The sequence below is a fragment of the Thermophagus xiamenensis genome (assembly GCF_900112795.1).
Lineage (GTDB): Bacteria > Bacteroidota > Bacteroidia > Bacteroidales > Marinilabiliaceae > Thermophagus > Thermophagus xiamenensis.
This window is the reverse complement of the sequence record NZ_FONA01000019.1, coordinates 23,722-50,519: the sequence shown is the minus strand read 5'-3', so window position 1 is coordinate 50,519 and position 26,798 is coordinate 23,722. Positions and strand designations below refer to the sequence as shown.

General features: G+C 40.0%; 18 protein-coding genes and 1 tRNA gene. 14 read left to right on the top strand and 5 right to left on the bottom strand.

Translation table 11 applies throughout. The features are described from left to right. The first annotated feature begins 50 nt into the window (after positions 1-50). The 12 genes from BM130_RS11665 (at position 51) to BM130_RS11610 (ending at position 16,408) form a co-directional block, all read left to right on the top strand. Positions 51-3,110: an efflux RND transporter permease subunit gene (locus tag BM130_RS11665; RefSeq protein WP_010527525.1), complete on the top strand. Its 3,060-nt coding sequence runs from the start codon at positions 51-53 to the stop codon at positions 3,108-3,110. A 247-nt stretch (positions 3,111-3,357) separates the two neighbouring features. Beyond that, the gene (locus tag BM130_RS11660; protein WP_237706128.1) at positions 3,358-4,647 is read left to right on the top strand and encodes a TolC family protein; all 1,290 of its coding nucleotides are present in this window, start codon (positions 3,358-3,360) and stop codon (positions 4,645-4,647) included. Between the two features lie 13 nt (positions 4,648-4,660). Further along, positions 4,661-5,770, top strand: coding sequence for a sensor histidine kinase (locus BM130_RS11655; protein ID WP_044138650.1), 1,110 nt, complete (start codon positions 4,661-4,663; stop codon positions 5,768-5,770). After that, positions 5,745-6,533: a LytR/AlgR family response regulator transcription factor gene (locus BM130_RS11650; protein ID WP_010527522.1), complete on the top strand. Its 789-nt coding sequence runs from the start codon at positions 5,745-5,747 to the stop codon at positions 6,531-6,533. The genes BM130_RS11655 and BM130_RS11650 overlap by 26 nt, the downstream gene beginning before the upstream one ends. A gap of 672 nt (positions 6,534-7,205) precedes the next feature. Further along, positions 7,206-7,931, top strand: a complete 726-nt coding sequence (locus BM130_RS11645) for a phosphatidate cytidylyltransferase (protein ID WP_010527521.1) — start codon at positions 7,206-7,208, stop codon at positions 7,929-7,931. Positions 7,932-8,064: 133 nt separating this feature from the next. Further along, positions 8,065-8,739 (top strand): diacylglycerol/polyprenol kinase family protein, encoded by a 675-nt coding sequence (locus BM130_RS11640; RefSeq protein WP_010527520.1) that lies wholly within the window; start codon positions 8,065-8,067, stop codon positions 8,737-8,739. A 23-nt stretch (positions 8,740-8,762) separates the two neighbouring features. Continuing rightward, positions 8,763-9,884 carry an SDR family oxidoreductase gene (locus BM130_RS11635; protein WP_010527519.1) on the top strand — a complete coding sequence of 374 codons (1,122 nt, stop codon included), beginning with the start codon at positions 8,763-8,765 and terminating at the stop codon, positions 9,882-9,884. 219 nt (positions 9,885-10,103) lie between these two features. Further along, a complete protein-coding gene (locus BM130_RS11630) occupies positions 10,104-10,697 on the top strand; it encodes a CDP-alcohol phosphatidyltransferase family protein (protein ID WP_010527518.1) in 594 nt (197 codons plus the stop codon). A 7-nt stretch (positions 10,698-10,704) separates the two neighbouring features. Continuing rightward, entirely contained in the window at positions 10,705-13,158 is a 2,454-nt protein-coding gene (locus BM130_RS11625) for a DUF5686 and carboxypeptidase-like regulatory domain-containing protein (RefSeq protein WP_010527517.1), read from the top strand. 139 nt (positions 13,159-13,297) lie between these two features. Continuing rightward, on the top strand, positions 13,298-14,092 hold the full coding sequence (locus BM130_RS11620) for an SDR family oxidoreductase (protein ID WP_010527516.1): 795 nt from the start codon (positions 13,298-13,300) through the stop codon (positions 14,090-14,092). A gap of 12 nt (positions 14,093-14,104) precedes the next feature. Beyond that, positions 14,105-15,163 (top strand): VOC family protein, encoded by a 1,059-nt coding sequence (locus tag BM130_RS11615; RefSeq protein ID WP_010527515.1) that lies wholly within the window; start codon positions 14,105-14,107, stop codon positions 15,161-15,163. Between the two features lie 465 nt (positions 15,164-15,628). Continuing rightward, complete coding sequence (locus BM130_RS11610; protein ID WP_010527514.1) at positions 15,629-16,408, top strand: lipopolysaccharide kinase InaA family protein; 780 nt, start codon at positions 15,629-15,631, stop codon at positions 16,406-16,408. Between the two features lie 146 nt (positions 16,409-16,554). On the opposite strand, the gene BM130_RS11605 is transcribed toward BM130_RS11610, so the two are convergent. The 5 genes from BM130_RS11605 to BM130_RS11585 all read right to left on the bottom strand — a co-directional run bounded on the left by BM130_RS11605 (position 16,555) and on the right by BM130_RS11585 (position 23,119). Further along, complete coding sequence (locus BM130_RS11605) at positions 16,555-18,270, bottom strand: glutamine--tRNA ligase/YqeY domain fusion protein (protein WP_010527513.1); 1,716 nt, start codon at positions 18,268-18,270, stop codon at positions 16,555-16,557. Positions 18,271-18,442: 172 nt separating this feature from the next. Next, complete coding sequence (locus BM130_RS11600) at positions 18,443-18,769, bottom strand: DMT family transporter (RefSeq protein ID WP_010527512.1); 327 nt, start codon at positions 18,767-18,769, stop codon at positions 18,443-18,445. 96 nt (positions 18,770-18,865) lie between these two features. Then, positions 18,866-18,936 (bottom strand) — tRNA-Cys (locus BM130_RS11595). Positions 18,937-19,752: 816 nt separating this feature from the next. Beyond that, positions 19,753-20,121 carry a dihydroneopterin aldolase gene (folB, locus tag BM130_RS11590; RefSeq protein WP_010527511.1) on the bottom strand — a complete coding sequence of 123 codons (369 nt, stop codon included), beginning with the start codon at positions 20,119-20,121 and terminating at the stop codon, positions 19,753-19,755. Between the two features lie 133 nt (positions 20,122-20,254). Next, positions 20,255-23,119, bottom strand: a complete 2,865-nt coding sequence (locus tag BM130_RS11585; RefSeq protein ID WP_010527510.1) for a bifunctional fucokinase/fucose-1-phosphate guanylyltransferase — start codon at positions 23,117-23,119, stop codon at positions 20,255-20,257. 92 nt (positions 23,120-23,211) lie between these two features. On the opposite strand from BM130_RS11585, the gene BM130_RS11580 reads away from it, so the two are divergent. Together BM130_RS11580 and BM130_RS11575 are read left to right on the top strand one after the other, a co-directional pair. Beyond that, positions 23,212-25,248, top strand: coding sequence for a putative porin (locus BM130_RS11580; protein ID WP_029626584.1), 2,037 nt, complete (start codon positions 23,212-23,214; stop codon positions 25,246-25,248). 115 nt (positions 25,249-25,363) lie between these two features. Beyond that, positions 25,364-26,791, top strand: coding sequence for an MltF family protein (locus BM130_RS11575; protein WP_010527508.1), 1,428 nt, complete (start codon positions 25,364-25,366; stop codon positions 26,789-26,791). Positions 26,792-26,798: the final 7 nt, after the last annotated feature.

The following is a 26,798-nucleotide window of genomic DNA, read 5'->3' as shown; positions in this document are numbered from 1 at the left end:
TTGCACAGTGATTTAAGTGAATTTTATCGGATGATAAATAATAAATAAAGATGTTAGATAGGATACTACATAAGAAATCGTTGCTTATTACTTTATTGATAATTCTGGTAATAGGAGGGTTGGGGTCATATTCCGGACTAAGCAAATTAGAGGACCCTGAGATTCCGGTGAAAGCGGCTGTAGTGATAACCCCTTATCCGGGCGCTTCGGCCGAAGAGGTGGATAAGGAGGTGACCGAACCCATGGAAAAGGCTATTCAGAAACTGGAACATATTGATTATATAGAATCGCGTTCGTTGCCCGGCATGTCGCAGGTTACGGTTTTTGTGGAGGGATATGTGACGACTGCAGAACTACCACAGCTTTGGGACCATCTGCGCCGCAAAGTGAATGACGTTCGTTCCGAACTGCCAGGGGGCGCAGGTGAACCTATTGTAAATGATGATTTTGGTGACGTATATGGAATTTTCCTGGCCGTCAGCAGTGACGGATATTCCTATGAGGAACTGGACGATTATGTCGATTTTCTGCGCCGGGAACTGTTGAAAGTAGAGGGGGTTAAACGTATAGAAGTTGTAGGAAAACAAACGGAAGTACTAAACATTACCTTTTCTGCCGAAGAATTTGCTCATTTAGGTATTAATCCCATGGCGATAGTTCAAACCCTTAATGATGAGGGTGAAGTGGTAGATGCCGGTAGTGTTGTGGCAGGGAGCGAACGCATACGCCTGAACGTTGGTACTAAACTGCGCTCATTGGAAGAGATTGAGGAATTGAATGTTTTCACCCCTGATGGCAGAAGTTTTCGTTTAGGTGATATTGCTAAAATATCAAAGGGGTTTTATCGCCCCAAACAAACCGGATTGACCTTTAATTCTAATCCGGCCTTGGGGCTTGCCATTTCTATGGAATCGGGAGGAAACATTATAAAACTTGGCGAGCGTATTGATGCCCGGTTGATGGAATTGATGGGTGATATTCCGGTGGGGATAGAAGTGCATAAAGTTTATGACCAGCCATCTAGGGTGAAGGAAGCTATCAATGACTTTACCATCAATCTGATAGAGTCGGTGTTGATTGTTATTGTAGTGTTGTTGCTGGCCATGGGATTTAGAGCCGGATTGCTGATAGCCAGCAGTCTGGTGTTCACCATCCTTGGTACCTTCATTGTCATGGGATTCATGGATATGACGCTCGATAGAGTATCCCTGGCTGCTTTTATCATTGCAATGGGGATGTTGGTTGATAATGCCATTGTGGTGGTGGATGGCATCCTTGCTGATATCCAGAAAGGGATAGAACGCCATAAAGCCTTTGTCTTGGCTGCCAGGCAAAACGCCATGCCGTTGTTGGGGGCCACCCTCATTGCTATTTTGGCCTTTATGCCTATGGCATTCAATACCACTGAGGCCGGAGAGTTTTTAAAACCGCTGTTTTATGTGTTGGCCGTATCTCTATTGTTGAGTTGGATTCTGGCATTGATTCAGGCGCCCTTTATGGCATCTTTGTTCTACCGGAATGGTATAAAGAAAAATAAGCCACAAGGTGAAGAGATCTATTCCGGGAAAATATATGACATTTTCCGAAAAATTATCAGATATGCTTTGTGGCATAAGTCGCTTGTTTCGATTTTAACCGGTATCATACTGTTTCTGTCCTTTATGGCTTTTAATTGGATAAACAAAGATTTCTTCCCGGTGGCCAGGTACAATCAGTTTATGGTGGAATATAGTTTGCCTAACGGAAGTGATATCTATCAGGTTGAAAAAGACCTGGCTGCCATACAGGATTCCCTGCGGTCATGGAAGGAAATAAAAAAAGTGACTTCGGCATTGGCCAGTTCACCTGTGCGTTACACGCTGTTGCGACCAATGAATAATTATAACCCATCGTATGGTGAGTTAATCGTGGAAACTTCCACCTATGAAGAGGCCATGGAAGTGTTGCCCAAAATAGAAAAGGTGTTTAAGGATAAATTTCCCAATGCCACAATCCGATGCAGGCAATATTCAGCTATTGGGGGTGACTATAAGGTGCAGGCCATGTTTTCAGGACCGGACCCCGATGTATTAAGAAATTTGGCTGAACAGGCCAAATCGATTATGCGGGAAGAACCATCAGCGGTATATGTGAACGACAATTGGGGAAATAAGGTGAAGAATCTGGTGCCTGTTTATTCGCCCAGGAAGGCTCGACCTTTAAATATTAGCAGAAGTTCTCTGGCCTCGGCACTGTCAATTGCTTCCGAAGGAATGCCGGTGGGTGCTTATTATGAAGATGATACCCGCCTGCCAATACTTCTAAAGTTGGAACCTTCGCTGGCAGAAGACCCGTCGGCAATTGAATCTGTCCCGGTATGGGGCCCTTATTCACAAAATAGTGTCCCGATGGGACAGGTAATTGACTCTCTCGCTTTGGAAGGACAAAATTATCTCATCTACCGGTACGATGGTATACGGTCTGTTAAGGCCCAATGTGACCCGGCTCGGGGAGCAACGGCACCTCAGGTTCTGGAAAAAATAAGACCAAAAATTGAAGCCATACCCCTTCCGGAAGGATATACGTTGGAATGGCTGGGAGAACTGAAAGATAGTCAAAAAGCCAATAAAGCACTTATGGAGAATCTGCCACTGGCTTTATTGTTAATGGTATTAATCACCATTGGTCTGTTCAATAATTTCCGGCAACCCGTTCTCATATTCATGATTGTTCCTTTGGCTTTTATTGGGATTATTTTCGGCTTTTTGGTGACCCGCATGAATTTTGGTTATGTAGCCATCGTTGGTGGTCTGGGGTTGATAGGTATGATGATAAAAAATGCAGTGGTATTGCTCGACCAAGTTAATATCGAAGTGCAAAATGGAAAAGATAAGCTCAAGGCCATTATCGATGCTACTGTTTCAAGAGTTAGGCCGGTAACTATGGCCTCTTTTACTACCATTTTTGGAATGTTCCCTTTATTATTTGATGAATTGTTTCAGGGAATGGCTGTTGCCATTATGTTCGGGTTAATGTTTGGTACAATTATAACGCTTATTGTCATGCCGGTTCTTTACGCTGTTTTTTATAAGGTAAATACAAAAGTACTGGTTCACGAGGAAGATGTTTAATGAAACGGGCATGGCTACTTTTGCCACAAAAGAACATGTATAAAAAGCCCAAGGCAGAAGTGCACAGGCAGAAGGAGTGATTTGTCATTAGTCAGCAGTCATTAGTGGTCAGTTTTTAGTCATTAGTGTTAATGAATTAGTGACTAATCACTAGCGACTAATGACTAACCCACTAATGACTAATTTTAAGAACCAATAGTTCAGAGAGATAAGTAAATTTTATACGAAGGATAATACAATATCAATTATGAGCAAATACAAAATATATTTAGTCTTGATGATTATTCTTCCCATAACAGGTTTTTCTCAAACAACATTGACGCTGGAAGAGAGTCGTCGGGAAGCACTGGAAAACAATAAAACCATTCGTTCGTCCATACTTGATGTGCTTAAAGCTGAAGCTGGAGTTAAAGAAGCCCGAACGGCCTATTTACCTGCCATTGATGGAAGTGCATCGGCTTTATATATCCCCGATTTGGAAGAGCTTCGAATGTTTGGTATCTCCAGAGATGATTTGGAATTATATCAAGCGCAGTTTACAGCTCAACAGCCTGTTTATGTAGGTGGGAAAATACGGTTGGCCAATAAAATGGCCAAAACAAGTGTTTCTATGGCCCAAAATGCCCGGGAGATGAAAACGGCAGAGATTATTCTTCAGACTGATGAGGCCTTCTGGTCGCTTGTTGCCATGCAAGAACAGCAAAAAGTTTTGATGCGTTACAAGCAAGCCCTCGACTCGCTGGAGCAACAGTTGGCGCTGAGCTATGAACTTGGCTTGGTTCCCAAAAGTGAACTGTTGAAGGTAAGGGTTCAAAAGAACGAAACAGAAGTTACAGCTGTTGAAGTAGATAATGCAGTGCGACTTCTTCAGATGAATCTGGCTCAAATTATCGGGCGGCCATTGAATGAACCAATTAAGGCTGTGGTCGATTCTGATTTTATTTTTCAGATTGATACCATGGCCCCTGGCAATGCTTTGAGTGATGCTTCTGAGCGGCCTGAAATTAAAATATTGGAAGATAAGGTGTTTTTAAGTGAGCTTCAGAAGAAGATGACCCGCGCCGATTATCTTCCACAATTGGGGGCACAAGTTAGTTACGGTTATTTGAATGTCCCTGATATTGTTTCGGGGACGTGGCAATTAAATGCCGGAGCTCAATTATCAATCCCTATTATTCATTGGCGTGAGAAGAAACATAAAATGGACAAGGCCAAAATTAGCGAACAATTGGCTATTTTAGAGCTGGAAAATAATCGGGAATTAATCAACTTGGAAATCCAACAAGCCTGGCTTAAATTGCAGGAAGGTGTTGAAAAAATCCGACTGGCGCAAAAAAACGTTGATGAAGCCGTCGAATCACTCTCTGAAGTTGAAATTAGTTATAATGCCGGGTTAAATACCATAACCGATTTGTTAAATGCTCAGGCTGCCCGACAAAGAGCCGAAGCCTCGCTGGTTGAAGCCAAATCCAATTATCAGGTGTTGAAATCGGCATGGCTTAAGGCTATCGGTCGGCTGGCCGATGTATCGCAATAAAAATGATGATTTAATGGTACATTTACCTCAATTAAAGGACCGTAACATTTGTTGTGATATAAACCAATTTCCGCGAAAGATAGCATTTTATAAACGACTAATCGCGGAGATTTTAGTTTCGCTGTTGTTTGTCTCTCTTATCGTTGCGCTCAACAATCATGAAACGATAAAAGAGATGAGTAAGATGGGGGTGCTTTTTTCAATTATCATGTTTGTGTTGCTAAGCGAGGGTATCTTTGTCTTTGATACTCTTGTCGCCAAAAAGTATCCCTGGCATTATTCACCGGCCAAAAGGGTCTTTATACTATTGAGTTTCGCGTTTGTTTGGTTGCTGGTGGTCGGTGTTTTTGGCAATTTTGTACGTCCTTTTTTTATCCCCGATGAAGTCATCGTGGATAATGATTCTTTTAGTTTGGGGATTACAATTCTGGTCCTGTTCATGGCTATATATGTCTCTGCCTTAATATCGGCAAACTATCATAAATCTCTTCATTTCTTTGTCATGGAGAATGAAAAACTAAGAAGAGAAAAACTTCGAATGGATTATTTTGCGTTACAGGATCAGTTAAATCCCCATTTTCTGTTTAATAACCTGAGTACTTTAATGGCCATAATCCCGGAAGACCAGGATAAGGCACTCAGGTTTACGGAAAATTTTACCGATGTGTATCGTTATGTGTTGAGGAGCTCGAGGGTGAAGCTTATATCGCTGGAGGAGGAATTGAGTTTTATTAAAGCCTATCTTGATTTGCATCAAGAACGGTTGGGGAAAGGTCTTAGTTATTCTGTTGATATTGAAGCCGGAAAGGATTCCAAAATGTTGCCACCTCTGAGTCTGCAGTATTTGGTAGAAAATGCTATTAAGCACAATGTGGCCACATCGGAACAGCCTCTTTCCATAATAATTTCTGTCAAGGATGAGAAAGTGGAGGTATCCAACAACCTTAATCTTAAAGCATCGACCTATTCAACCAATACAGGTCTGGAGAACCTGAAGAAACGTTACCAATATTTGAATCTTGGCGATAATGTTGAAATTTTCAATACCGGCAATCGCTTTGTGGTAACTGTTCCGCTTATTGATAAAAAGAATGTGTATGAATTACAAGATTTTGATCGTTGAAGATGAGCCGCTATTATCTGCCTCATTACGAAAAAAGATAGAAACAATAAAGCCTGAGTTAGAAATAGCAGGTGAGTTACGTACAGTTGAAGATACCGTGGCCTGGCTCAAAGCCCATCCGGAACCGGCGATAATATTTATGGACATTCAGCTGGCTGATGGCATCTGTTTTTCCATATTCGAGCAGGTAGAAGTTACTAATAAAGGCATTGTTTTTACCACTGCCTATGATGAATATGCCCTTGAAGCTTTTGAAGTAAACAGTATTGCTTATCTGTTGAAACCTATTAAAACAGAGGCCTTAGTGCGGGTATTTGAAAAGATAGAAACAATTGTAGATGTTGTTAAGCCATTTAATAGGTCGCCTGAAATTGATTACCGTGAACTGGCCATGCAGGTTACCCAACTTCAGAATAAATACCGGAAACGTATTTTGGTTTCGCGCGGAGATGGCTTTATTCAGGTTCCGGTTGAGGAAATAGCTTACTTCTCTATAGAGGGTAAAGTAACGGTTGCAACAACTTTTAAGCAAAGAGAACATATTCTGGATTCAACATTAAGTGAGCTGGAGGAAGAATTGGACCCTGAAACCTTTTTTCGTGTAAATCGGCAGTTCATTCTTAACGTCAATGCCATCCATAAGGTAGAAAATTACTTTGGCAGTAGGCTGGTTATTAAGCTTTTGCCTAATATAAATGCCTCTCAAAAAATTGTCGTTAGCCGAAATAAGGCCGGTGAGGTAAAGAAATGGCTGGACAGGTAGAAAATAATAGACCTTCAGGCTATGTAAATTGAGGAGATTGATGTTCTGGCATGGTAGATGAATACAATATAATTAAGAATCTTAAATTTGACATCTATTAATTTAATCATCTGAAATTTCCGATAGTTTAAACACCGCAACCTCAAATTTTATATATAATGAACTCTTTTATCTTAATTCTATGAATCTTATATCTAAATCACTGTAAAAAGATAGTTGATGTTCCGGTTAAAGTACGTTAACGACAGGCGGGCAACCTGTCCGGAATAATTGTCGTTTCATGGGTCTTTTTTTATGTTTCGATGAAATTATGTGATATTTAAAGAGGGGTTCATTTACTTTTGCATTTTCTTTTACAATAATTTATTTAACTTGCTGTTTTTTAACTTTGCTTTTGAATTGGTCATGGTATTGTTTAAATATGAATGGGAGGGCAATGTCTTACAGCAATTGAAATAATATTATGAGCAAAAACAAGGTGATTTTTAACCTGAGAAATGAAGTTGTCTAAAATAGTTTTTTGCGTAGTGAGTTTGATAGCTCTGTGAAATAAAAAATTAAAAAAGACACATTTGGTGTTCAATAAAATTTCAAGTATTATTTTAAATAACCCTTTAGGTATCGAAAATGAATAAGGGTTTAAGTTAAGAGGAATATAAATACACAGGAATAATGGTAAAATTGATTTATATTTTCATTTTAACCTATTTTGTATTGGGAGGAATAGGGTTTTATTTTATTAACCGCCACAAGGAACCATCGATAGCCCGAAAGAGTTATACTAAATTCTTTGTCTATTTCATCATTATCAATATTTTGTTTTTCAGCATTACTATTAATCCGGTAGCCTTCAAATATGTTGCCTTGTTTATAATAGGAGGAGGGTTTGCCGAAATGTTTGGATTATTTCGGAATTCCGGTTACCGGCATAAGGCTTTTTTTATTGTATCGCTGGTGGTTTATGGTTTTTTGTCGGTTGGCCTGAGCCATTTCAGCGTAAAAGATGAAGGCTTGCTGTTATTTTCTTTTTTGATAGTATCCATTTTTGACAGTTTTAGTCAAATTACCGGACAGTTGTGGGGCCGTCGCAAGCTATTTCCGGCTATAAGTCCGAATAAGACTGTTGGAGGACTGGTAGGTGGTTTTCTGATTGCATTAATAAGTTCGTTATATTTGCGAGACTTACTCACTATGTCAACAAGCCGGTTATTGATACTTTCTGTGGGCATCATCATATTTGCATTTTTCGGTGACTTGTTGGCATCCTGTTATAAGCGTAAATATCAAGTAAAGGATTTTAGTCGTTTGATTCCGGGTCATGGAGGAATTCTTGACCGATTCGACAGTTTAATTGCCGGAGGCACATGGGTTAGTCTTTTTGGTCTTATATTTAATTAGTATAAAATTTATCTAATTCATTGGTCTAATGGAACTCGCATGGCTTAATAAAATTTATACATGTTTTTTGTGGCAAAAGCCGCCATGCTCGTTTCATTTTATTTGAAAAAGTAAAAGATAAATAAAAATTGTCATGGATAATATACTCGGTATTGCTATCGTATATTTGATAGGAATAAGTATTTTGTTGACTTTTAATGAGTTAAATTACAGGCGTTTACATGTAAAAGGAGAAATAACCCGCAAGTTTGCCCATTTTTCTGCCACGCTGGCCACTTTGCCCTTTCCTTATATTTTCTCTTCACATTGGTATGTTTTTGTTCTGGCAATGGTGTTTTTTGTGGTGCTGGCAGTCACTCAAAAAAGCCGTCAATTGAAATCGATACATGATATTAGTCGCAAATCGATGGGCAGTTATTTGTTGCCATTATCGATATACATTACTTTTTTGATATCTAATTTGTTAGACAATAAATTTTTATTTATTCTGCCCATGTTGATACTGGCCGTATGTGACCCAATGGCTGCTATTTTGGGCATCAACATAAAAAAACATAATGGTAGAATTAAATTTAGGGGCAGGAAACTTCAGAAGACGTGGTTGGGTACGGCCGCCTTTTTTGTTACCAGCGTTGTTATTACGATGATAGCCATCTACTTTCAGCGTGAATTTTTTGATTTTAAAACCATTTGGTTGTCGGTGTTGGTCGCCGGAGTCGGTACTTTGGCAGAGTTGATAAGTTGGAGAGGGTCCGATAACCTGTCCATTCCTTTGAGTGTAATTGCTGTATTATTGATATTTCTCTAAAATTGATATTAAATCTATAAAATATGAAGCGAATAATTGTTAATGGGGCCAACGGATTTGTAGCGTCCAATTTCATCAATGATTTATTGAAAAACGACTACGAGGTGGTGGCATTAGTGCGGGGAAACGGAAAATTATCGGCCCGAGAGCGGGTTGAACAATCATTGATGCAGGTAAATAGAGGACAGCTTCCTGATATTGAAAACCTTTCTGTTTACAATTATTCATTGTTGGAAAAGGATTATGCTCTGCCGCAGACCCATCTGAACAAAATATTTGAAAAAGAAGCTGACTTCTTTCATTTTGCTGCCAGTCTGAAATATGACCAAAAATCGAAAGAAGAGATTTATTCAACAAATGTGGAAGGGGTGGATAACTCAGTCCGGGTTTTTAAGCAATATGCGCAGGGGGCTTCACGCTTCTTTTTAGTTGGAACTGCTTATTCGTGCGGCCATATTAACGAAGTATTTGAAGAACGCTTTTATCCGGACATGGACGTATCTGCTTTTCGTAATTATTATGAATGGTCGAAACGCCTGTCCGAAAATGTGGTGCAAAGACACATGAGTAGTGACCCAAAATTCAGAGGTCATATTATTCGCTTGTCTCAGGTGGCAGGAAATAATGAGACCGGTGAAACCTTTACCGATTATGGTATATTTGATTTTGCCAAGCGGGTGCATCGACTTGCCAAACGATATCCAGGACAAACGATAAGGGCCCGGATTGCACCGGAGGCCACACAAAATCTGATTCCGGTAAATACAGTGGTGGATTACCTGATGCAGACAATTAAAAGGGAAGAGGTGCCGGTGATAATGAATTTTGTGGCTAAAGAACCTGTTAAAAACAAATATGTTATTAACAGTCTGAATAGTAAATTACCTATAACCATTGTGCCTCATCCCGGCCTGAAACATTCGGATATGAATGCTCTTGAGCGTTTGATGGCCGTCGGCATGTCCTTTACCGGGAGTTATAGTAATTTGGATATTCGTTTTGATACTTCACGCAGAGATGAGGTAATTGTTCAGGGGAAGGATAATATGGATGAAGCCATTGTACATAAAATGTTGGCATGGTTTATCGATAATGTTTGTGAAAAAAGTGGGAAAAAGGAAGCAGTAGTGGTTGGAAAACATTAATATTAATCTTGATGCTGACATGGTGTCTTTTACCACTAAAGAAGTAAAGTATTACAGCTCGCAGGGAGTAATATGCCGGGATTGAAGCTGAAGTTTCATTTTACCGGGCTCATGTTGGGTGCTTAATCTTTCACCTGAGCTTAGCCGCATGTGAGTCGGCGGGTGTGAGTGTTTGCCAAAACAGGATTTAAACTAATAAATTAAACAAACTTTATAGGAATGAAGCAATTAACAATTAAAGGCGAAAAAGTATTAAATGTTCCCAATTTGTTGAGTTTGTACCGGTTGCTGGTATTTCCGGTTATATTGTATATGGCACTAACAGGTAGGGAGTCTACTTTTGTTGTATTGTTATGTATCAGTTTGGTGAGTGATATATTAGACGGGAACATAGCACGAATTTTTCATTTACAAACTCATTTTGGGGCAGCACTGGATAATTTGGCGGATATAGTGACCTATGCCATGGCATTGCTGGGTCTGTTTCTTTTTAAGTGGACCGATATAGAGCCCCATGCCTGGGTTTTATACCTTTTTCTCACTGTTTTTGTAATTAGTTATTTTGTTTCGTTTGTGCGGTTCGGGAAAATTCCGGGGCTACATTTATATTCGGCTGTTTCGGCCGGCTACCTGCAGGGGGTGTTCTTCTTTGTTCTTTTTGTATATGGTTTTATTCCTTGGTTTTACTATCTGGCTGTTGGATGGGGTGCTATAGCCTACATCGAAAAGATTTTTGTTTTATTGAAATTGGATGACATTAAAATTGGTGTTAAAGGTCTCTACTGGTTGATGAGAGATAGCGGGAAAAGATGAGGGGTTTATGGTCCAAAAGTTTTTAGTGGTTGTGTTTTGGTTGGCTACATTTAGTCTTAACCTGAATGCGCAGAAAGTTTGGGGAGTAGTACGGGAAGAAGGAAACGGTGAGCCAGTTCCTTTTGTGAATGTAGTGGTAAAAGGCACTCTGCAGGGAACCACTACTGATGCTGACGGAACTTTTTCTTTAGATTCCCCGCAGGGTGATACTATTGTTTTTTCTTCGATAGGGTTTTACCCTAAAGAAATTGGAATTAATCGTTACGGGAATCAGCAGCTAACGGTCTATCTTCAGCAAAATGTGAGAACCATTGGAGAGGTTACCGTGAAACCCGAAGTGGAACGCGCCGTGGTTCTTTTTAATAAGATTCAGGAAAGAAAAGCAGAAAACAAATTACAGATTCAAAGTTATAAGAATTACAAAACCTTTTCGGTCACTAACGTTTATGTGGCTATAGATACAGCATCCAATGTCACTCGGTGGATTGACAACTTTGAAGAGGTAACGGTAGAAGCAGATAACCGGCAAATACGTTTTTCGCCTGTTTATCTTTCCGAAACGGCAGAGGCCGTATCGGAAGACACTACGCTCGTACTTTATCAAACGAAAGCAGGAATTTTTCCCCGCATTAATCAGGCTATTGAAACATATGTGTTGCGCAACGTAGTGGTTGATTTGAATTTTTATAACGAGCAAATAAACATTCTGGACCGTTCCTTTCTGTCACCGATAGGCAAAAATGCTTTATCGCGGTACAACTTATATCTCAACGATAGTACACAAATTGAAGGGAAAAAGTATTTTCATTTTTCCTTTGCACCCAAAAACCGATTTGACCCGCTTTTTTCAGGTAATTTCGTGGTAGAAGATGAGAGTTTTGCCCTTACGGAAATAGAGGTTCATATCCCCGGTGAGGCTAATCTGAATTTTGTCAAAGGATTTCGCGGAAAGGTTAAATATAAATTGCTTCCCGAAGGTCGATGGTTCTACGATAAGCAAGATGTTCGTATTAATTTATCGCTCAACCCGGAGAAGGATTCTGTTTCGGTATATAGTTCACGGCGAGTGGATGATATTGCCGGTGGAAATTGGATTGTCAACAAATTAACACAATATTCTGTATCGGAAAGGCTTGACCGTATCGATGCCAAAGAGTGGAGTCAACAAGCTGAGTTTGGTAACGGCCACCTGCAGGAACAAGATTATTATCGTATCGATATGTTAAAAGACCAAAGATTGGTTCAAGGTGTTGATGCCGTTGGCGGTCTGGCCTTAACCGGTTTTGTCAATGCCGGTAAAATCGATATAGGACCTGCATTTGACCTATACTCATCTAATGCTATTGAAGGACATAGGTTTACACTTCCGTTAAGGACCAGCGAGCAAATGTCCAAACATTTCTCTGTTGGCGGGTTTGTTGGGGCGGGTACCCGAAGTAAAGAACTTAAGTATGGCGGAAATATTATATGGCAGCCCGGTGAAACCGATAAATTTATTTTCAGGATTAATTATTCCAACGATTATTCGCTGATATCTCACGACAAGTTTTACAGGTTTATTAAGAATAATCCCAATAACAAAGGGAATGGCAATTTTATTGCGGCTCTTACTACCCGCAAAAAAAATCCTTATTTGAAAGACGAGCGTAGCCTTGATTTGCGATTTGAATACAACGTTAATGATGATTATCAATTAGAATTCTCACCATACTATCTTGAGAGCAAAGCAACACCGGAAGTACGTTTTTTTTCGGGCAACATTGAGTATGATTCGTATAAAAATTACGGATTGTTAGTGAATCTGAGAATTGTTTCGGGTCAGCACTACGATAAGTTTTATTTTGACCGAATCTATTATTTGGACCCTATTCCTGTTATAAATTTAAGTTTGGATATAGGTCAAACTTTATTGCCCGGTGGCAGCATGCGTCATTCCGGACTTTATGCCCATTTGCACGGTTCTGTTAAGGGTCGTATCAATATGGGGCAGGTATTTATGCACTATATGCTTAATGCAGGTTTCCTGCAGGGGAAAGCACCTTATGACCTTTTGGATCAACCGGTAGGATCTATGTCGCTCGGTTATGCGAAATACAGGTATAATTTGTTGCATCATGCTTCATTTGCGCATAATTTGTATACCAATACGCATTTCCATTTTAACGGGGGAGGGATTATTTTAAACAGAGTGCCTCTGATCCGGCAACTTAAGCTGCGGGAAATTGTGTCATTTAAAGGTCATTACGGTACTCTTACCGATGCTTATAAGGGCGTGTTTGACCTTCCGGATTATTATAACAGTACCGATTCGAAGGTTCCCTATGCCGAAATTGGAGTAGGAGTTACTAATATTTTTAAAGTTTTGCGTGTTGAGTATGTACGTTTGTTGGGAAATCATTATCTTAATGAAGGATTTACGGATAAAGACGGAATCCGCATAAGGGCGGAAATGAGTTTTTAAAGCAATCTAAACAAACATCTGCTATTGAAAGAATTCAATTTATATAAAAGATATATCATTTGTTTTCCCATTGTTATAGGAATAAAGTGGTTAAGTGCTTTTTATTGGGAGAATAAAGTTATAGAAAGCTTTATTGAGTATGCAGAAACTAAGAGATAAAAGAATCTGGATCACCGGTGCGTCTTCGGGAATAGGGAAAGCATTAGCTATCGAGTTGGCTCGTGAAGGCGCAAAACTTATGCTTTTGTCTCGCAACCGTCAAGAGTTGGAAAAGGTTAGGGATATTTGTTTGAAACACACTTCATATTGTGAAGTTGAGATATTGGATCTTACCAAACCGGAGGAGATGGAAGCGGTGGTTGCTCAATTGATAGAGAAAAGCCAGGGTGTTGATATTCTTATAAATAATGCCGGTCAGAGTCAGCGGTCGCTGGCCAAAGAGACCCCCGTTGAGATAGACCGAAAGATTATGGAGGTTAATTTTTTTGGGGTAGTGCAATTCACCAAGCTGGTTTTGCCACATATGTTGAAGCAGGGCCAGGGGCATATTGTTGCCGTAAGTAGCATTGCCGGTAAGTTCGGATTTCCGTGGCGTACGGCTTATTCGGCCGCGAAGCATGCTCTGCAGGGCTTTTTTGAGTCATTGAGGGCCGAGCTGAAAAACGACAATATTAAAGTTACCATTATTTCGCCCGGAAGGATAAATACTAATATTTCAATAAATGCCCTAACCGCCAGCGGCGAGTCTTATAACAAGATGGATCCGGGGCAGGCAGGTGGTATGCCGGCAGAAAGATGTGCAAAAAAAATGGTAAAAGCCATCCGAAACCGGCGCAGGGAACTATTGGTAGGACAAGCGGAGCTTATTATGGTTTATATCCGTCGCTTTCTTCCGGTACTTTATCACTTTATGGTAACCAAAATTAAAAACTAAAAGCCTTTAAGCATGGAAAAAAACATTTGTGGAATACAACAAGTTGGTATCGGCTTAAAAGATGCAAAAGAAGCTTGGCGTTGGTATCGACGCGTTTTTGGTATGGATATTAGTGTTTTTGAAGATGTGGCTACAGCCCGGTTAATGCATCATTATACCAACGGCAAGGATTGTGAACGTTATGCCGCCCTGGCCATGAATATGGAAGGTGGTGGCGGGTTTGAAGTCTGGCAACATACCCAAATGGAGCCTTCGCCACCCAATTTTGACGTGCGTTTGGGGGATACCGGTATTTTTATTGTGAAAATGAAATGCCGTGATTTGTCGGCTGCCTATAAACGCCACCGGGAAATGAAGGTAAAACTGCTGAGTGAACCCATGGTTAATCCTGCCGGTCAGTGGCATTATTTTTTGTCTGATCCCTATCAAAATATATTTGAGGTAGTAGAGCATCCCAGTTGTTTTATGGAACAAAAGTCGCCAACAGGCGGAGTGCTGGGTGCTGTTATAGGGGTGTCGGATGTGGATCATGCCAGAGAAGTTTATTCGCAAATATTACAATATGATGAGGTTGTTTATGATGAAACCGGAACCTTCGATGACCTTCAATCCTTACCAGGCGGAAAAGAAAAATACCGGAGGGTATTACTTAAACATAGTAAACCACGGCGTGGACCTTTCAGTAAATTGTTAGGGCCGTCGGTCATTGAGCTAATTCAGTCATTAGAGCGTAAACCTAAAAAAATATTTGCTAACAGAATCTGGGGCGAACTGGGCTTTATTCATATCTGTTTTGATATTACCGGGATGGAAGCATTAAGAAAAGAGTGCGAAGCATTAGGTTATGCCTTTACGGTTGATAGTGCCAATAGCTTTGATATGGGTAATGCTGCCGGTCATTTTTCATATATCTCCGATCCGGACGGAACACCTATCGAGTTTGTAGAAACGCACAAACTCCCGGTTGTGGAAAAACTGGGTTGGTATATCAATCTTCGGAAGAGGGATCCGGGAAAACCTTTGCCTGATTGGATGGTAAAGACGTTAACTTTTAGTCGTGTAAAAGATTAATCTTAACCTCAAAAAATAACCATTCAATGCCTTTTTTTGATGGTTAATTCAATATTTGTGGTCAATACAATTGGGGATAAGTAAATTTGAAGATAGATCCAGGTAATGGTTGACTGATTGACAGACTAAGTGATTAGTTCTTGTATGAGGTCTATTTCCTTTAAGTCCGGAGCAGGTATGGCTAATGCCTTCCATTTTCTGCTCCGGTTTTTTCTGTTGTTTTTATCAGGTTATTTTGTTTGGTTATCCGGTAATAATATCGTTTTACCGCTTTTCTCTGAAAGAAGGTTGAAAATATGTTTAACTTGTGTAATAAAAGAAAGTGGAAAAGATTCCTAAAGTGTTTGCCAGGTTTTTTAGAAGTTGGCCAAACAACAGAGCTTTTTTGACTTCATTTGCGGGTCATAAGGCATAATCCTTGATACTATGTTATGCGCAAGAAATTAACACTGTAAACCATTTTTTATGGCTGTCAGAAGTATTAAATATTTTACTGAAGATGTTGATTTAGATGAATTTATGAAGGATCTTCCGGAGGTGTTTAAGAGGGAAGGGACTGTTATAAAGGATGATAGAAACGAAATAAGAGTTATCAATGTAGGGGGTCGAGAGTTGTGTGTTAAAGCTTTTAATAAAATTACCCTATTTAATAGGTTAATGTATTCCTGGGTGCGGGCATCTAAAGCCAAGCGGTCATATAAAACAGCTAAGTTGTTGTTGGAAAAGGGGATAAAAACACCTATGCCGATTGGCTACGTAGAGGTAAAGGGAGCGTGTGGGATTCTGAAACAAAGTTTTTACATTTCTTCTTGGGAACCCGGTGAATATATTATGTCTGATGTTATAGAGAAAGAGAGTGACGAAGCCCGTGCTATTTTAATGGCTTTTGGCCGTTTTATGGCGACAAAGATGCATCCCGCCGGATTCTGGCACGAGGATTTAAGTCCCGGAAACATCTTGATTACAAAGAATTCAAATCATTCTTATACCTTTTCAATCATAGATTTAAACCGGATTCGGAAGAAGAAATATATTTCGCCTCGTATAGGTATTGGAAATTTGAAAAAACTTACCAACCAACCGATTCCACTCTCGATAATGGCTGAAAGTTATGCTTTGGCTTCGGGGAACAATCCTGCCGGATTTGCTTTTTTGCTTATAGCCTGGCAAATGTTTTCATCAACGCTTCGAAGATTTGTCAAAAGATTTTTGCATACTTTTAAGCCTAAATCCTCTAAAAAATAAATGAACCTCGTTATGGTTACTTATCAATCCATAACGAGGTTCGGAATACACGACAAAATCACCAACTTTACCTAAAAGTATTTGATATCACCGGGTTTTCTTTTTCATATTGGGAACCCTGAAATTTTTCTCATACTGCATCCTGCTTATTGTTTTCTACCCGCCATTTTGGCCCAGGTATCTTTGAGCGAAACCGTCCTGTTAAAAACCAGATGGTCTTCAGTTGTGTCAGGATCTACACAAAAATAACCAACTCTTTGAAATTGGAAAAAATCCAGCGGTTTTGAATCTTTTAATGACGGTTCTACTTTGCAATTGGTGAGGATTTTTAAAGAGTCGGGATTAAGAAATTCTTTAAAATCTTTATCCTTATGACCGGCAGGATCTTCATCCAGGAAAAGACGATCGTAGAGGCGCACCTCTGCAGGGATACAATGCGAAGCACTAACCCAATGCAGAGTCCCTTTGACCTTTCTGTTGCTTTGCGGCATTCCGCTCCTGGTTTCCGGATCGAAGGTACAATAAATTTCCTCTACTTCTCCTTTGTCGTTTTTCTTATAATCTTCACATTTTATGATATAACCGTTCTTTAATCGGACTTCACGTCCCGGACCTAAACGGAAAAATTTTTTAGGTGGGTTTTCCATAAAGTCATTACGCTCGATATATAATTCGCGAGTGAAGGGAATTTTTCGGGTTCCCTGGCTTTCATCCTCGGGGTTATTGATGGCTTCCATCCATTCTACTTTATCTTCGGGATAATTGGTTAGGATGAGTTTTACCGGGTCGAGCACGGCATTAACTCTTGGTGCCCGTTTGTTGAGGTCTTCACGAACGCAATGTTCCAGTAATGCCATATCAATGATGTTATCGCGTTTGGCCACACCCACACGTTCGGCAAAGGCACGGATAGATTCGGGGGTATAACCACGGCGCCGTAATCCTGAAATGGTAGGCATACGTGGATCATCCCATCCATTTACAATACCCTTTTCCACGAGTTCGAGCAGGCGTCGTTTGCTCATTACCGTATAGTTTAAATTGAGCCGAGCAAACTCTATTTGTCGCGGACGACGTTCCGGTGTGGGCTCGCCTTCCAATATCTGGTCAAGAAACCAGTCGTATAATGGCCTGTGAACCTCAAACTCCATGGTACAAATAGAATGAGTAATGCCCTCAATAAAGTCACTCTGTCCATGGGTGAAATCGTACATCGGATAAATGCACCATTTGTCACCGGTACGGTGGTGGCTTTTATGAATAATGCGGTACATTATAGGGTCGCGCATGTGCATGTTAGGCGAAGCCATATCAATTTTTGCTCGCAGCACCTTTTCACCTTCTTTAAATTCGCCGTTTTTCATGCGCATGAAGAGGTCGAGGTTTTCTTCCACACTTCGGTTTCGGTACTTGCTTTCCACACCGGGTTGTGTGGGTGTACCTTTTTGTGAAGCTATTTCTTCGGCACTTTGGTCATCGACGTAGGCTTTCCCTTTTTTGATAAGTTTAACAGCCCATTCAAATAACTGATCGAAATAGTCGGAAGCATATTTTTCCTCACCTTCCCATTGAAATCCTAACCACTGAACATCTTTTTTGATAGATTCTACATATTCCACATCTTCTTTGGTGGGATTGGTGTCATCGAACCGGAGATTACATCCTCCGTTGTATTTTTGAGCAAGACCAAAATTCAGACATATGGACTTGGCATGTCCTATATGCAGGTATCCATTGGGCTCCGGTGGAAAGCGGGTTAATACCGCACCGCCATTTTTCCCTTCTTTCAGATCTTTTTCAATCTCTTGTTCAATGAAATTGCCTTTGGGACTTGACCCCGAAACTTCTTCAGATTTATTCATATTGCTGTAATACTTTATCTTTATAAAAATGCCCGAAGTGCATTCTGTTTTAATTCAATTACTTAAGTTTTTCTGAATTAGTTATTATTTAATAGAGATACAAAAATAACGGTTTTGAGCAGTTAATGAAACAAGTCGGAACATTTTGTGGTATTCTGAACTTATTTTCTGCTTAATGCGACACCATTTTAAGGCCTATAATAGAAGCAATAAGAGTTGTTAAGAAGAAAAGTCTCGAAAAACTTGTAGGTTCTTTAAAAACCAGGATACCAACCAGTACGGTTCCAACAGCACCTATACCTGTCCAAACAGCATAAGCGGTACCTATGGGAATGGTTTGGGTCGCTTTAATCAAAAGCAACATGCTTATTGTTAGGGACACAATAAAGCCGGCATACCATATGAGCATCTCGTAACCTGTAGCTTCTCTTGCTTTTCCTAAACAAAAGGCAAAAGCTACTTCAAACAATCCGGCTATGGTTAACAGTACCCAATTCATGAGCGTCTGATTTTTTGGTCCGGGATAACTGGCAGGACCTTCCGCTTTATGCGCGTTAATAAAAAAACCTCGCATCCCGGCGAGGTCTTTAATATGAGGTCGGTGGCGGATTCGAACCGCCGTACGCGGTTTTGCAGACCGCTGCCTAACCACTCGGCCAACCGACCATTTATTATCTGTATAAGAGAACATCCCTTTTAGGGGGACATCTGTTAAATTTTGCGGTTGCAAAAATAGAGATATATTTCCATTTTCCAAAAATAAAAAAACTTTTCTTGTTTAATTCATGGGTATTAAAGTCTTGTTTTTTGCATGAGTAACACCTTTCTGTATGCGATTTTTTTGTCCGTATAAATATTGCTCAAGTTGTTGGTTGGGTGAAACTTAAAGTTGGTAATTAGTGGTTGGTGGTTAGTCAGTAGTGGTTAGTCGTTAGTGGGTTTGTCATTAGTTTTCATTCGTATATAATTTATTTAACTCATTGGCCGAATGGAACTCGCATGGCTTAATAAAATTTATACATGTCCTTTTGTGGCAACAGCCGCCATGCTCGTTTCATTTGTCACTAATCCATTAACACTAATGACTGTTGACTAATGACTATAAACTTCTACTTTCTTCTGCCTCCGCACTTTTTATACACATTCTCTTGTGGTAAAAGTCGCCATGCTTGCTTTATTCATTATGGTATTCCCCGTTTTTAAACTTGATTGAGTCACATCGAAGCATGTGATTGAGTCACATCGGAGCATGCGATTGAGTCACATCGAAGCATGCGATTGAGTCGCATCGGGGCATGCGATTGAGTCGCATCGAAGCATGCGATTGAGTCGCATCGGGGCATGCGATTGAGTCGCATCGAAGGATGTGATTGAGTCGCATCGAAGCATGCGATTGAGTCGCAGAAGCCGGTGTTTCAGTTACATTGGATGATGTGAAAGAATCACCATAATGCAAATTTTGCTAATCCATTAAAACAAGGATTATTTTTCAAGCGTTACACTCACTCTTTCCATTTGGCCACCCATCGGTGGATTCATTTTTGAAACTTTTACTCTGGCCCATTGGATTTGAGGGAAGTTTTGATATAAAGTTTTCAGGATACGGGCTGTGACATGTTCAAGCAGATTGGAGGTTTTTTGCATTTCGGTGCGAACCAGTTCGTAAACCTTAACGTAATTAAGAGCATCGTTAATGTTATCACTCTCCATTGGCTTAGTCATATCGGTTTTTAGCGTAATATTGACGATAAAACGGTTGCCCACCACATTTTCTTCACGGAAGCATCCATGATAGGCGTAAAATTCCATCGCCTCTAGTTCTATAATGCCATTGGGAAATTGTATATCCATTTTTTGTGGTCAAAGTTAGAAAAAGTGAACAAAAGAAACGCGAACAACAACTGCTTTCCATTGGCGTTAACAATTTGCGTTTCTTTTGCTCAATAAAAAATATTTAAAGATTATTCCGATGTTGATGTTTGCGTTAGGACCTTGAAATTTCAAGACCTTGATTGTTGAGCGACATATCTACAAACCGGGCTTTTGAATTAGGCGGATATTTAGTTAATCGTTCTTTAATACGAGCGGCCGCTCCCTCATCTTTAGCCGCAATGAGTAAATAACCGCCTCCCCCGGCGCCCAATAATTTATAACCGAAAGCCAAATCTTTTATTTTGTCGATGATGGCGTTGATTTCCGGATTCGTTGTACCAAGGTCTAATGCTTTATTTAGTTCCCATGATCGTAAAATCATTCGGGCCGATTTCTCATAATTACATTGTTGAAGAGCATCATAAGTTTCGAGGGCATGATTTTTAATGGTATCAATGATTCTAAGGCGTGTGCCTTGATTGAGGAACATCCCTCGAACGATTTCTCCCAGGATATTTTTTGCAACGCGGGTAAGGCCGGTATAATAGAGCAGCCAATTTTGGCGAAAGGGGGGATTGGTAAAAAGCAGATCCGGAATCCATCGGATATTAATTTGATTTTGATTTCCAGGGGATGAGTCCAATAGTTTTATGCCCGGGAAGATACCTCCATACTGGTCCTGCCAACCACCGCCTGTTGTCAGCAATTGTTCCAGTACCAAAGTTCGGTGAGCAATGGCTTGCCTGTCCCATGAGAGGTTACAGAAGTCTGCTAAAGTACCCAGGATGGTTGCCGCCAATATAGAACTGGTGCCCAGTCCGGAGCCTTTAGGAATAGCAGCCAGAAATGAAATTTCAATACCACCACCAAAATCAACTAATTGTTCTTTTAAGGATTTATATTTTATGTCTGAAAAAGAGGGATGGAAACCTGCCAGGCAAAGCGCTGCTTTGGGAATGGCAAAGGCTGAGCCGACACTGTTCTTAAAATTTAAGTCATCATAGGTCGCTATTGTTTCGGTAGCTCCTATATCTATAGACCGTAAAATGATCTGGGGTTCGTTTGATAAGCGTATGAAAACCTGTAATGGTGGTTGCCCGTTGAGATTAACGGCCAGGTTCAATACTCTACCTCCTGCCTGAATGCAGTAGGGCGGGGTATCACTCCATCCACCTGCCAGGTCTAGTCGTGCCGGGCTGCGCCCCCAAACTATTTGGTCAGGAAATACATTTAAACGGGGAATTTCTTTCTTCTCGACAGTATTTATTATAAATTGTTGTAGGAGCGAAAAGGCCAACGATTCATCATTTGCACCATCTTTCTCTTGAAGCCGTTTTATTTCTGAACGAAGCATGTAGTTTTGAAATCTGAAAATAAACGATTCTTCTTTCGGCAAAGGATCGGGAATGGTCAGGTTATTTTTGGCATATTCCTGAGCAATGAAAGCTAAATCGGCTTGATAAAAAACGCTGTGTTTATAGTTTTTTTCAAGTGCTAACAGATTCTCTTTTCTAATGGTCTCTCTTTGTTGGATAAGTCTGGCAATATTGGCTTTTTGTGGTATTTTTGATCCCGATAAACGAGTAGAGGAAAGCCATTTTGATTTTAATTCTGAATTATGCGGAGGATTTTCAGAAAACATCCATATCAATAGTTCTTCCGTAAGTTCGCTGAGGGTTACGACAGGGAATAAAGATGCTTCCTGTATGTCTTCCTTTGGGTCAATAGCAGCTTCATTAAAAGTTATCTGATGATTGCGGAGCCACTCATTTAATGGAATGCCAAGCCAAAAGGTGTTTTGATCATTACATTTACCTGAAAATTTATCGTCTATGTGGTATGGTCGGATGCAATATTTATTTTCTTCTATGGGAATAATATCCAGACACCATCCGGGGTTAAGACTTATTTTCCAGTTGTTTTCCGGAATGCCGGTGATGACGTGATGGTTCGACAAAGTCCAAGAATCCGGAATATTACTGTTTTCGATCCAAATGTGATGGTGGGTGGCCTCCCATCGAATATGGGTTTGGGCATTTTGTACAAACAGGGAGGGATGGGGTTTAACTCTGTTATGCCAAATATTACGTCGATCTTTGACACTGTTTTGGATTTTCTCGGTAGATGTTATAAGTTCATTGCTTGTTCCAAAATGATGAAATTCCCCTTTTTCGATGGGGATAATAGCCACAGAAAGCTTTCCGATGGCTTCATCAACGACTGTTGGGGTACTTCCAAGGGCGGTACCAAAAGTACTGTAAAGATCATAAAATGGTGGGGTGTTGTTCAAAAAGTTATCGTCCTTCCATTGACATTTTTGCATTAATGTTCGTACGGCATTATCACTTAATAACCAGATGCCAACGTCCATTAAAAAAAGATGAGATGCGTTAAGTTCCTCGATTTTTTGATGCGAGGGTTTTTGAAGCATAAAATCAAGCTTTGAGGGATCATTTCTTGGCGTAAAGAAAACCCCGTGACGGGCAGCCAAATGAGGATCGACCCACATGCCAAGGCAAATAACATCGGCTTTAGGTAGTTCGGCAGGAAGTTTGTTATATTGCAACAAAATATCACCACTGGCAATCATTGTGTTGATTTCAGGTGATGAAATGGCCATTAGGTATTCATACAATGGTAATTGAAGATCCAGTAACGTTTGGTTGAGCTTTTGTCCACGGCTCCATCGAAAAACCGGAATAGGTGTGAATATTTTTCCCAAAGGAGCATATGCCGGAAGCCTTCGGCTTTGACCGCCGGCATGTATGATAATTTTTTTGTCGGCTTTTAGGTATTGGTCAAAATCAGAAATGCTTTCCGTTGCAAAATGTTGAGAAAGCAGCCAGGCTGTGCCACCACCCGAACCTATTTTCCCTTTAGGGGGATCACTGGAAACAAATACAGAATAATTAACCGATGGACCTATATGGTTAAAGGAATTGGCTAAATTTTCAGGAAGCGAAAGCAACAATTTCATAGTAAAAGAAATTTAACGTAGTTTGACTTACAAAAATAAAGTTGTTTTTTTTAAGTATTGTACCTTTTTATTTTTCGATATCTTTGCGCAGGATGAAAAAATTAGTGTTGATAAATATTTTTTTGCTGGTATTTTCGGGTCTGGCAATCGGTCAATTGCGACAACTGGATGGTTCCCAGGGGGATATCCGAAGCCAGCAAGGTTCATTTCAAGGCGATGGAGCCGATGATCCTGAAGGCGGTTCTCAACAACCTGTTATTCCACGAGAGGTTAAAAACTGGCGATTGGTTGATGACTATAGTCGGTCCGATACTGTTGCTGTTGATACCTTATATACCGGTTTTCAGGTATACAATCCCATTTATCGTCGGTCCATAGTTAATGTTACCACCGGCAATTTAGGGGCACCTGCCAAATCCATGCTGGTAGAAGATTTGCCCGTTGAACATACTTTTCTTTTTTCCGGAAACTTAGATTACTGGCTCACAAAACCTCAGGAATGGATATACTACAATACGAGGACTCCCTACACCAACCTTTATTATCAATATAATGGACCAAAAAGAAGGAGCGAAGAAAATGTTGGGGTGCTATTTACACAAAATATAAATCCCTTTTGGAATGTTGGATTTAATTACCGACTAATTTCATCAGTTGGAAAATATCAGGCGCAATCTACAGAGAATCGCAAGTTCCGTTTTTTTTCATCTTATTCGGGCAAAAAATATTCAATTCATGGCTCGTTTTTTTATGGTAAAACTGATCAATATGAAAATGGCGGTTTGTTAGATGATGAGGCCATCTTTGATCCGGGAATTTATGATGAATATGGGCAGCCGGAAAATATACCGGTTATTTTTATGGATGCCACATCGCGAATTGATAATTATAAACTTTTCGTGAATCAAAAATTTAGCTTTGGTGAAATAACTCTTACACGTAATGATTCGGTCAAAGAGAAAGTTCCCCTGGCTACTTTAGGGCATACTTTTGAATATGATAGATATCGACGCACTTATCATATTGATGATTTGAGTCTTTATCTTTCGGATGATGAGGATGATGCAAGTTTTTATTCCAACAATTATATTGATGACAGTAGTACCAATGACTCGGTCTATTCTACAACCATAAGAAATATTGTACAGCTACAGTTTAATGAAGAAGCCAATCCCTTTTTGCACTTTGGGATGCGGGTTTATTTGCTCAATGAATCTGAAAATCTGCGCTGGCCTGCGCCATCCGAGATAGATGAAGATACGGAAGAGGTGATTTATCATCAACAAAGTGAGCAGCGAACGGCTACCGCTATTGGAGGACAACTTTTTAAAACTCAGGGAGAAAATTTCTTTTATAACATGGGTTTAAGGGTTTGGTTCCAGGGTCATAAAGCTGGAGATAGTGAAATATCGGGTGGCTTCGATAGCCGGTTTCGGGTTGGAAGAGATACAGCAGGACTATTTGCCAGAGGAAGCATTTCAATTTCTTCGCCCGATTTTTTTACAGAAAAATATTATTCTAATCATTTTGAATGGAATAACAATTTTGATCCCGAAAAAACTGTAAGGATAAGAGGAGGTATAAATATTCCTACCCGACGATTGCAGCTGACAGGTGAAGTGCGCCTGATTAATGATTTTATATATTGGAACCAGGAGGCTATGCCCGAGCAAACCAATGAGGTGTTAAATCTCGTTCAATTAAAACTTAAAAAGCATTTTGAATTGTGGAATTTGCATAGCCGAAATGAAATAGCTTATCAGGTGACTTCAAATGATAAGGTGATGCCTTTGCCCAATGTTGCATTATTTAGCTCCAATTATTATGAAAACATCTTGTTTGGAGTTTTGTTTTTTCAGATCGGGTTTGATGTCCGTTATCATACTTCCTATTATGCACCGGACTATATGCCTGCCACGGGACAGTTTTTTATTCAACGGGAACGTGAAATAGGGAACTATCCTGTAGTAGATCCATTTGCTAATTTTCATCTTAAGCGGGCCAATATTTTTGTCAAATATAGTCACGTCAATCAGGGTTGGCCCGAAAACGATTATTTCTATACCATCGGCTATCCCATAAACCCCAAAGGACTGCGCTTTGGTGTCTCATGGAACTTCTATGATTAAAATTGATTTTGTCTGTCAATCAATAAAATGATATCTTTACTTATCATGTTATGCATGTAATCTAAAATATTACACTCAGGCATAAAAATTGATATAGGGCACTGAAAAAAAATTTATGGGAAAGATTTCTACGCTGATAATATTGGTATTGTTATTTTGTTTTACGGGTTGTTTTACGCAAAAACAGGGAGCCGAAGAGGAGGTTTCTATCCCATTGGTACAAAGAGATCTTAATGAAATCAAAGCGGAAGGTTTGGTTAGGGTTGTTACCAATTACAACTCTACCAACTATTTTGTATATAAAGGGAAACCTATGGGGTATCAGTTGGAACTTTTACAGGAGTTTGCCAATTATACCGGCCTTAAGTTAGATATATCTGTAAATAATGACTTGAGTACCAATTTTTCAGATCTGCGATCGGGGAAGGTCGACATTATTGCCAGTAATTTGGCGGCCTTTTTAAATCGACAAGAGGGAATTGCATTTACCGAGCCACATAGTTACAGTAGACAGGTTTTAGTGCAGCGAAAATATTCTCTGGATAAAGAGAAAGGTTCTAAAGATGGTAACCGACCGTTAATAAGAAATCAACTGGATTTAGCAGGCAAAACCGTTTATGTGCAAAAAGAATCGGCATATGTTAAGAGGTTAAGAAATCTTTCGCAAGAGATTGGTGATAGTATAAATATTGTAGAGATAGCTGATTATGAGGTGGAACAGCTGATAGGTCTCGTAGCTTCGGGAGAAATCGAATATACGGTATGTGATGAAAATTTGGCACGTGTAAATCTGAATTATTATCCCAATTTAGATGTGGAAACACCCATCAGTTTTCCTCAGAAGATGTCGTGGGCTGTGCGTAGCAATTCTTATGATTTGTTGAGCGTAATTAATAATTGGTTGATAGGCTTTAAAAAGACGGCACGGTATACACGGATTTACCAGAAGTATTTTCTAAATAAAAGGTCCATGCATTTGGTGGATGAGGGTTTTCATTCCATCAAAGGGGGACAGGTATCCGATTATGACAATATCATAAAGGAGGAGAGTAGGAAGTTTGACTGGGATTGGCGATTGATAGCGTCCATTATCTATCAGGAATCACGTTTTTTGCCCAGTGCAGAGAGCTGGGCTGGAGCCAGAGGATTGATGCAGCTGATGCCGGAAACGGCCAATTATTTCGGTGTGTCGAATGTTGAAAATCCCCGAGAAAATATACGTGCCGGTGTTGAATTTTTACGTTGGTTGGATGAACGATTGAAAAACCGAGTTCCTGATCCTCAGGAGCGGATAAAGTTTGTATTGGCTTCTTATAATGTTGGAATAGGCCATGTTTTTGATGCCATGAAGCTGGCTGAAAAATATGGTAAAGACCCTCAAAAATGGGAAGATAATGTCGATTATTACCTGCTTCATAAATCGGAACCCAAATATTATAATGATCCGGTGGTGAAATACGGTTATTGCAGGGGTGAGGAACCCTATCATTACGTAACCGAAATACTGGAGCGTTATGACCATTATAAAAATGTAATGCAATAAATGGGCA

What these genes read in the sequence shown, in the direction of transcription:
- BM130_RS11585 (WP_010527510.1), bottom strand. Translation starts at nt 23,119, where the DNA reads ATGAAATTGTTGCTTTCGCTTCCTGAAAATTTAGCCAATTCCTTTAAC.
- BM130_RS11620 (WP_010527516.1), top strand. Translation starts at nt 13,298, where the DNA reads ATGCAGAAACTAAGAGATAAAAGAATCTGGATCACCGGTGCGTCTTCG.
- BM130_RS11580 (WP_029626584.1), top strand. Translation starts at nt 23,212, where the DNA reads ATGAAAAAATTAGTGTTGATAAATATTTTTTTGCTGGTATTTTCGGGT.
- BM130_RS11605 (WP_010527513.1), bottom strand. Translation starts at nt 18,270, where the DNA reads ATGAATAAATCTGAAGAAGTTTCGGGGTCAAGTCCCAAAGGCAATTTC.
- BM130_RS11635 (WP_010527519.1), top strand. Translation starts at nt 8,763, where the DNA reads ATGAAGCGAATAATTGTTAATGGGGCCAACGGATTTGTAGCGTCCAAT.
- BM130_RS11575 (WP_010527508.1), top strand. Translation starts at nt 25,364, where the DNA reads ATGGGAAAGATTTCTACGCTGATAATATTGGTATTGTTATTTTGTTTT.
- BM130_RS11625 (WP_010527517.1), top strand. Translation starts at nt 10,705, where the DNA reads ATGGTCCAAAAGTTTTTAGTGGTTGTGTTTTGGTTGGCTACATTTAGT.
- BM130_RS11650 (WP_010527522.1), top strand. Translation starts at nt 5,745, where the DNA reads ATGAATTACAAGATTTTGATCGTTGAAGATGAGCCGCTATTATCTGCC.
- BM130_RS11665 (WP_010527525.1), top strand. Translation starts at nt 51, where the DNA reads ATGTTAGATAGGATACTACATAAGAAATCGTTGCTTATTACTTTATTG.
- BM130_RS11600 (WP_010527512.1), bottom strand. Translation starts at nt 18,769, where the DNA reads ATGAATTGGGTACTGTTAACCATAGCCGGATTGTTTGAAGTAGCTTTT.
- folB (WP_010527511.1), bottom strand. Translation starts at nt 20,121, where the DNA reads ATGGATATACAATTTCCCAATGGCATTATAGAACTAGAGGCGATGGAA.
- BM130_RS11660 (WP_237706128.1), top strand. Translation starts at nt 3,358, where the DNA reads ATGAGCAAATACAAAATATATTTAGTCTTGATGATTATTCTTCCCATA.
- BM130_RS11640 (WP_010527520.1), top strand. Translation starts at nt 8,065, where the DNA reads ATGGATAATATACTCGGTATTGCTATCGTATATTTGATAGGAATAAGT.
- BM130_RS11645 (WP_010527521.1), top strand. Translation starts at nt 7,206, where the DNA reads ATGGTAAAATTGATTTATATTTTCATTTTAACCTATTTTGTATTGGGA.
- BM130_RS11615 (WP_010527515.1), top strand. Translation starts at nt 14,105, where the DNA reads ATGGAAAAAAACATTTGTGGAATACAACAAGTTGGTATCGGCTTAAAA.
- BM130_RS11655 (WP_044138650.1), top strand. Translation starts at nt 4,661, where the DNA reads ATGGTACATTTACCTCAATTAAAGGACCGTAACATTTGTTGTGATATA.
- BM130_RS11630 (WP_010527518.1), top strand. Translation starts at nt 10,104, where the DNA reads ATGAAGCAATTAACAATTAAAGGCGAAAAAGTATTAAATGTTCCCAAT.
- BM130_RS11610 (WP_010527514.1), top strand. Translation starts at nt 15,629, where the DNA reads ATGGCTGTCAGAAGTATTAAATATTTTACTGAAGATGTTGATTTAGAT.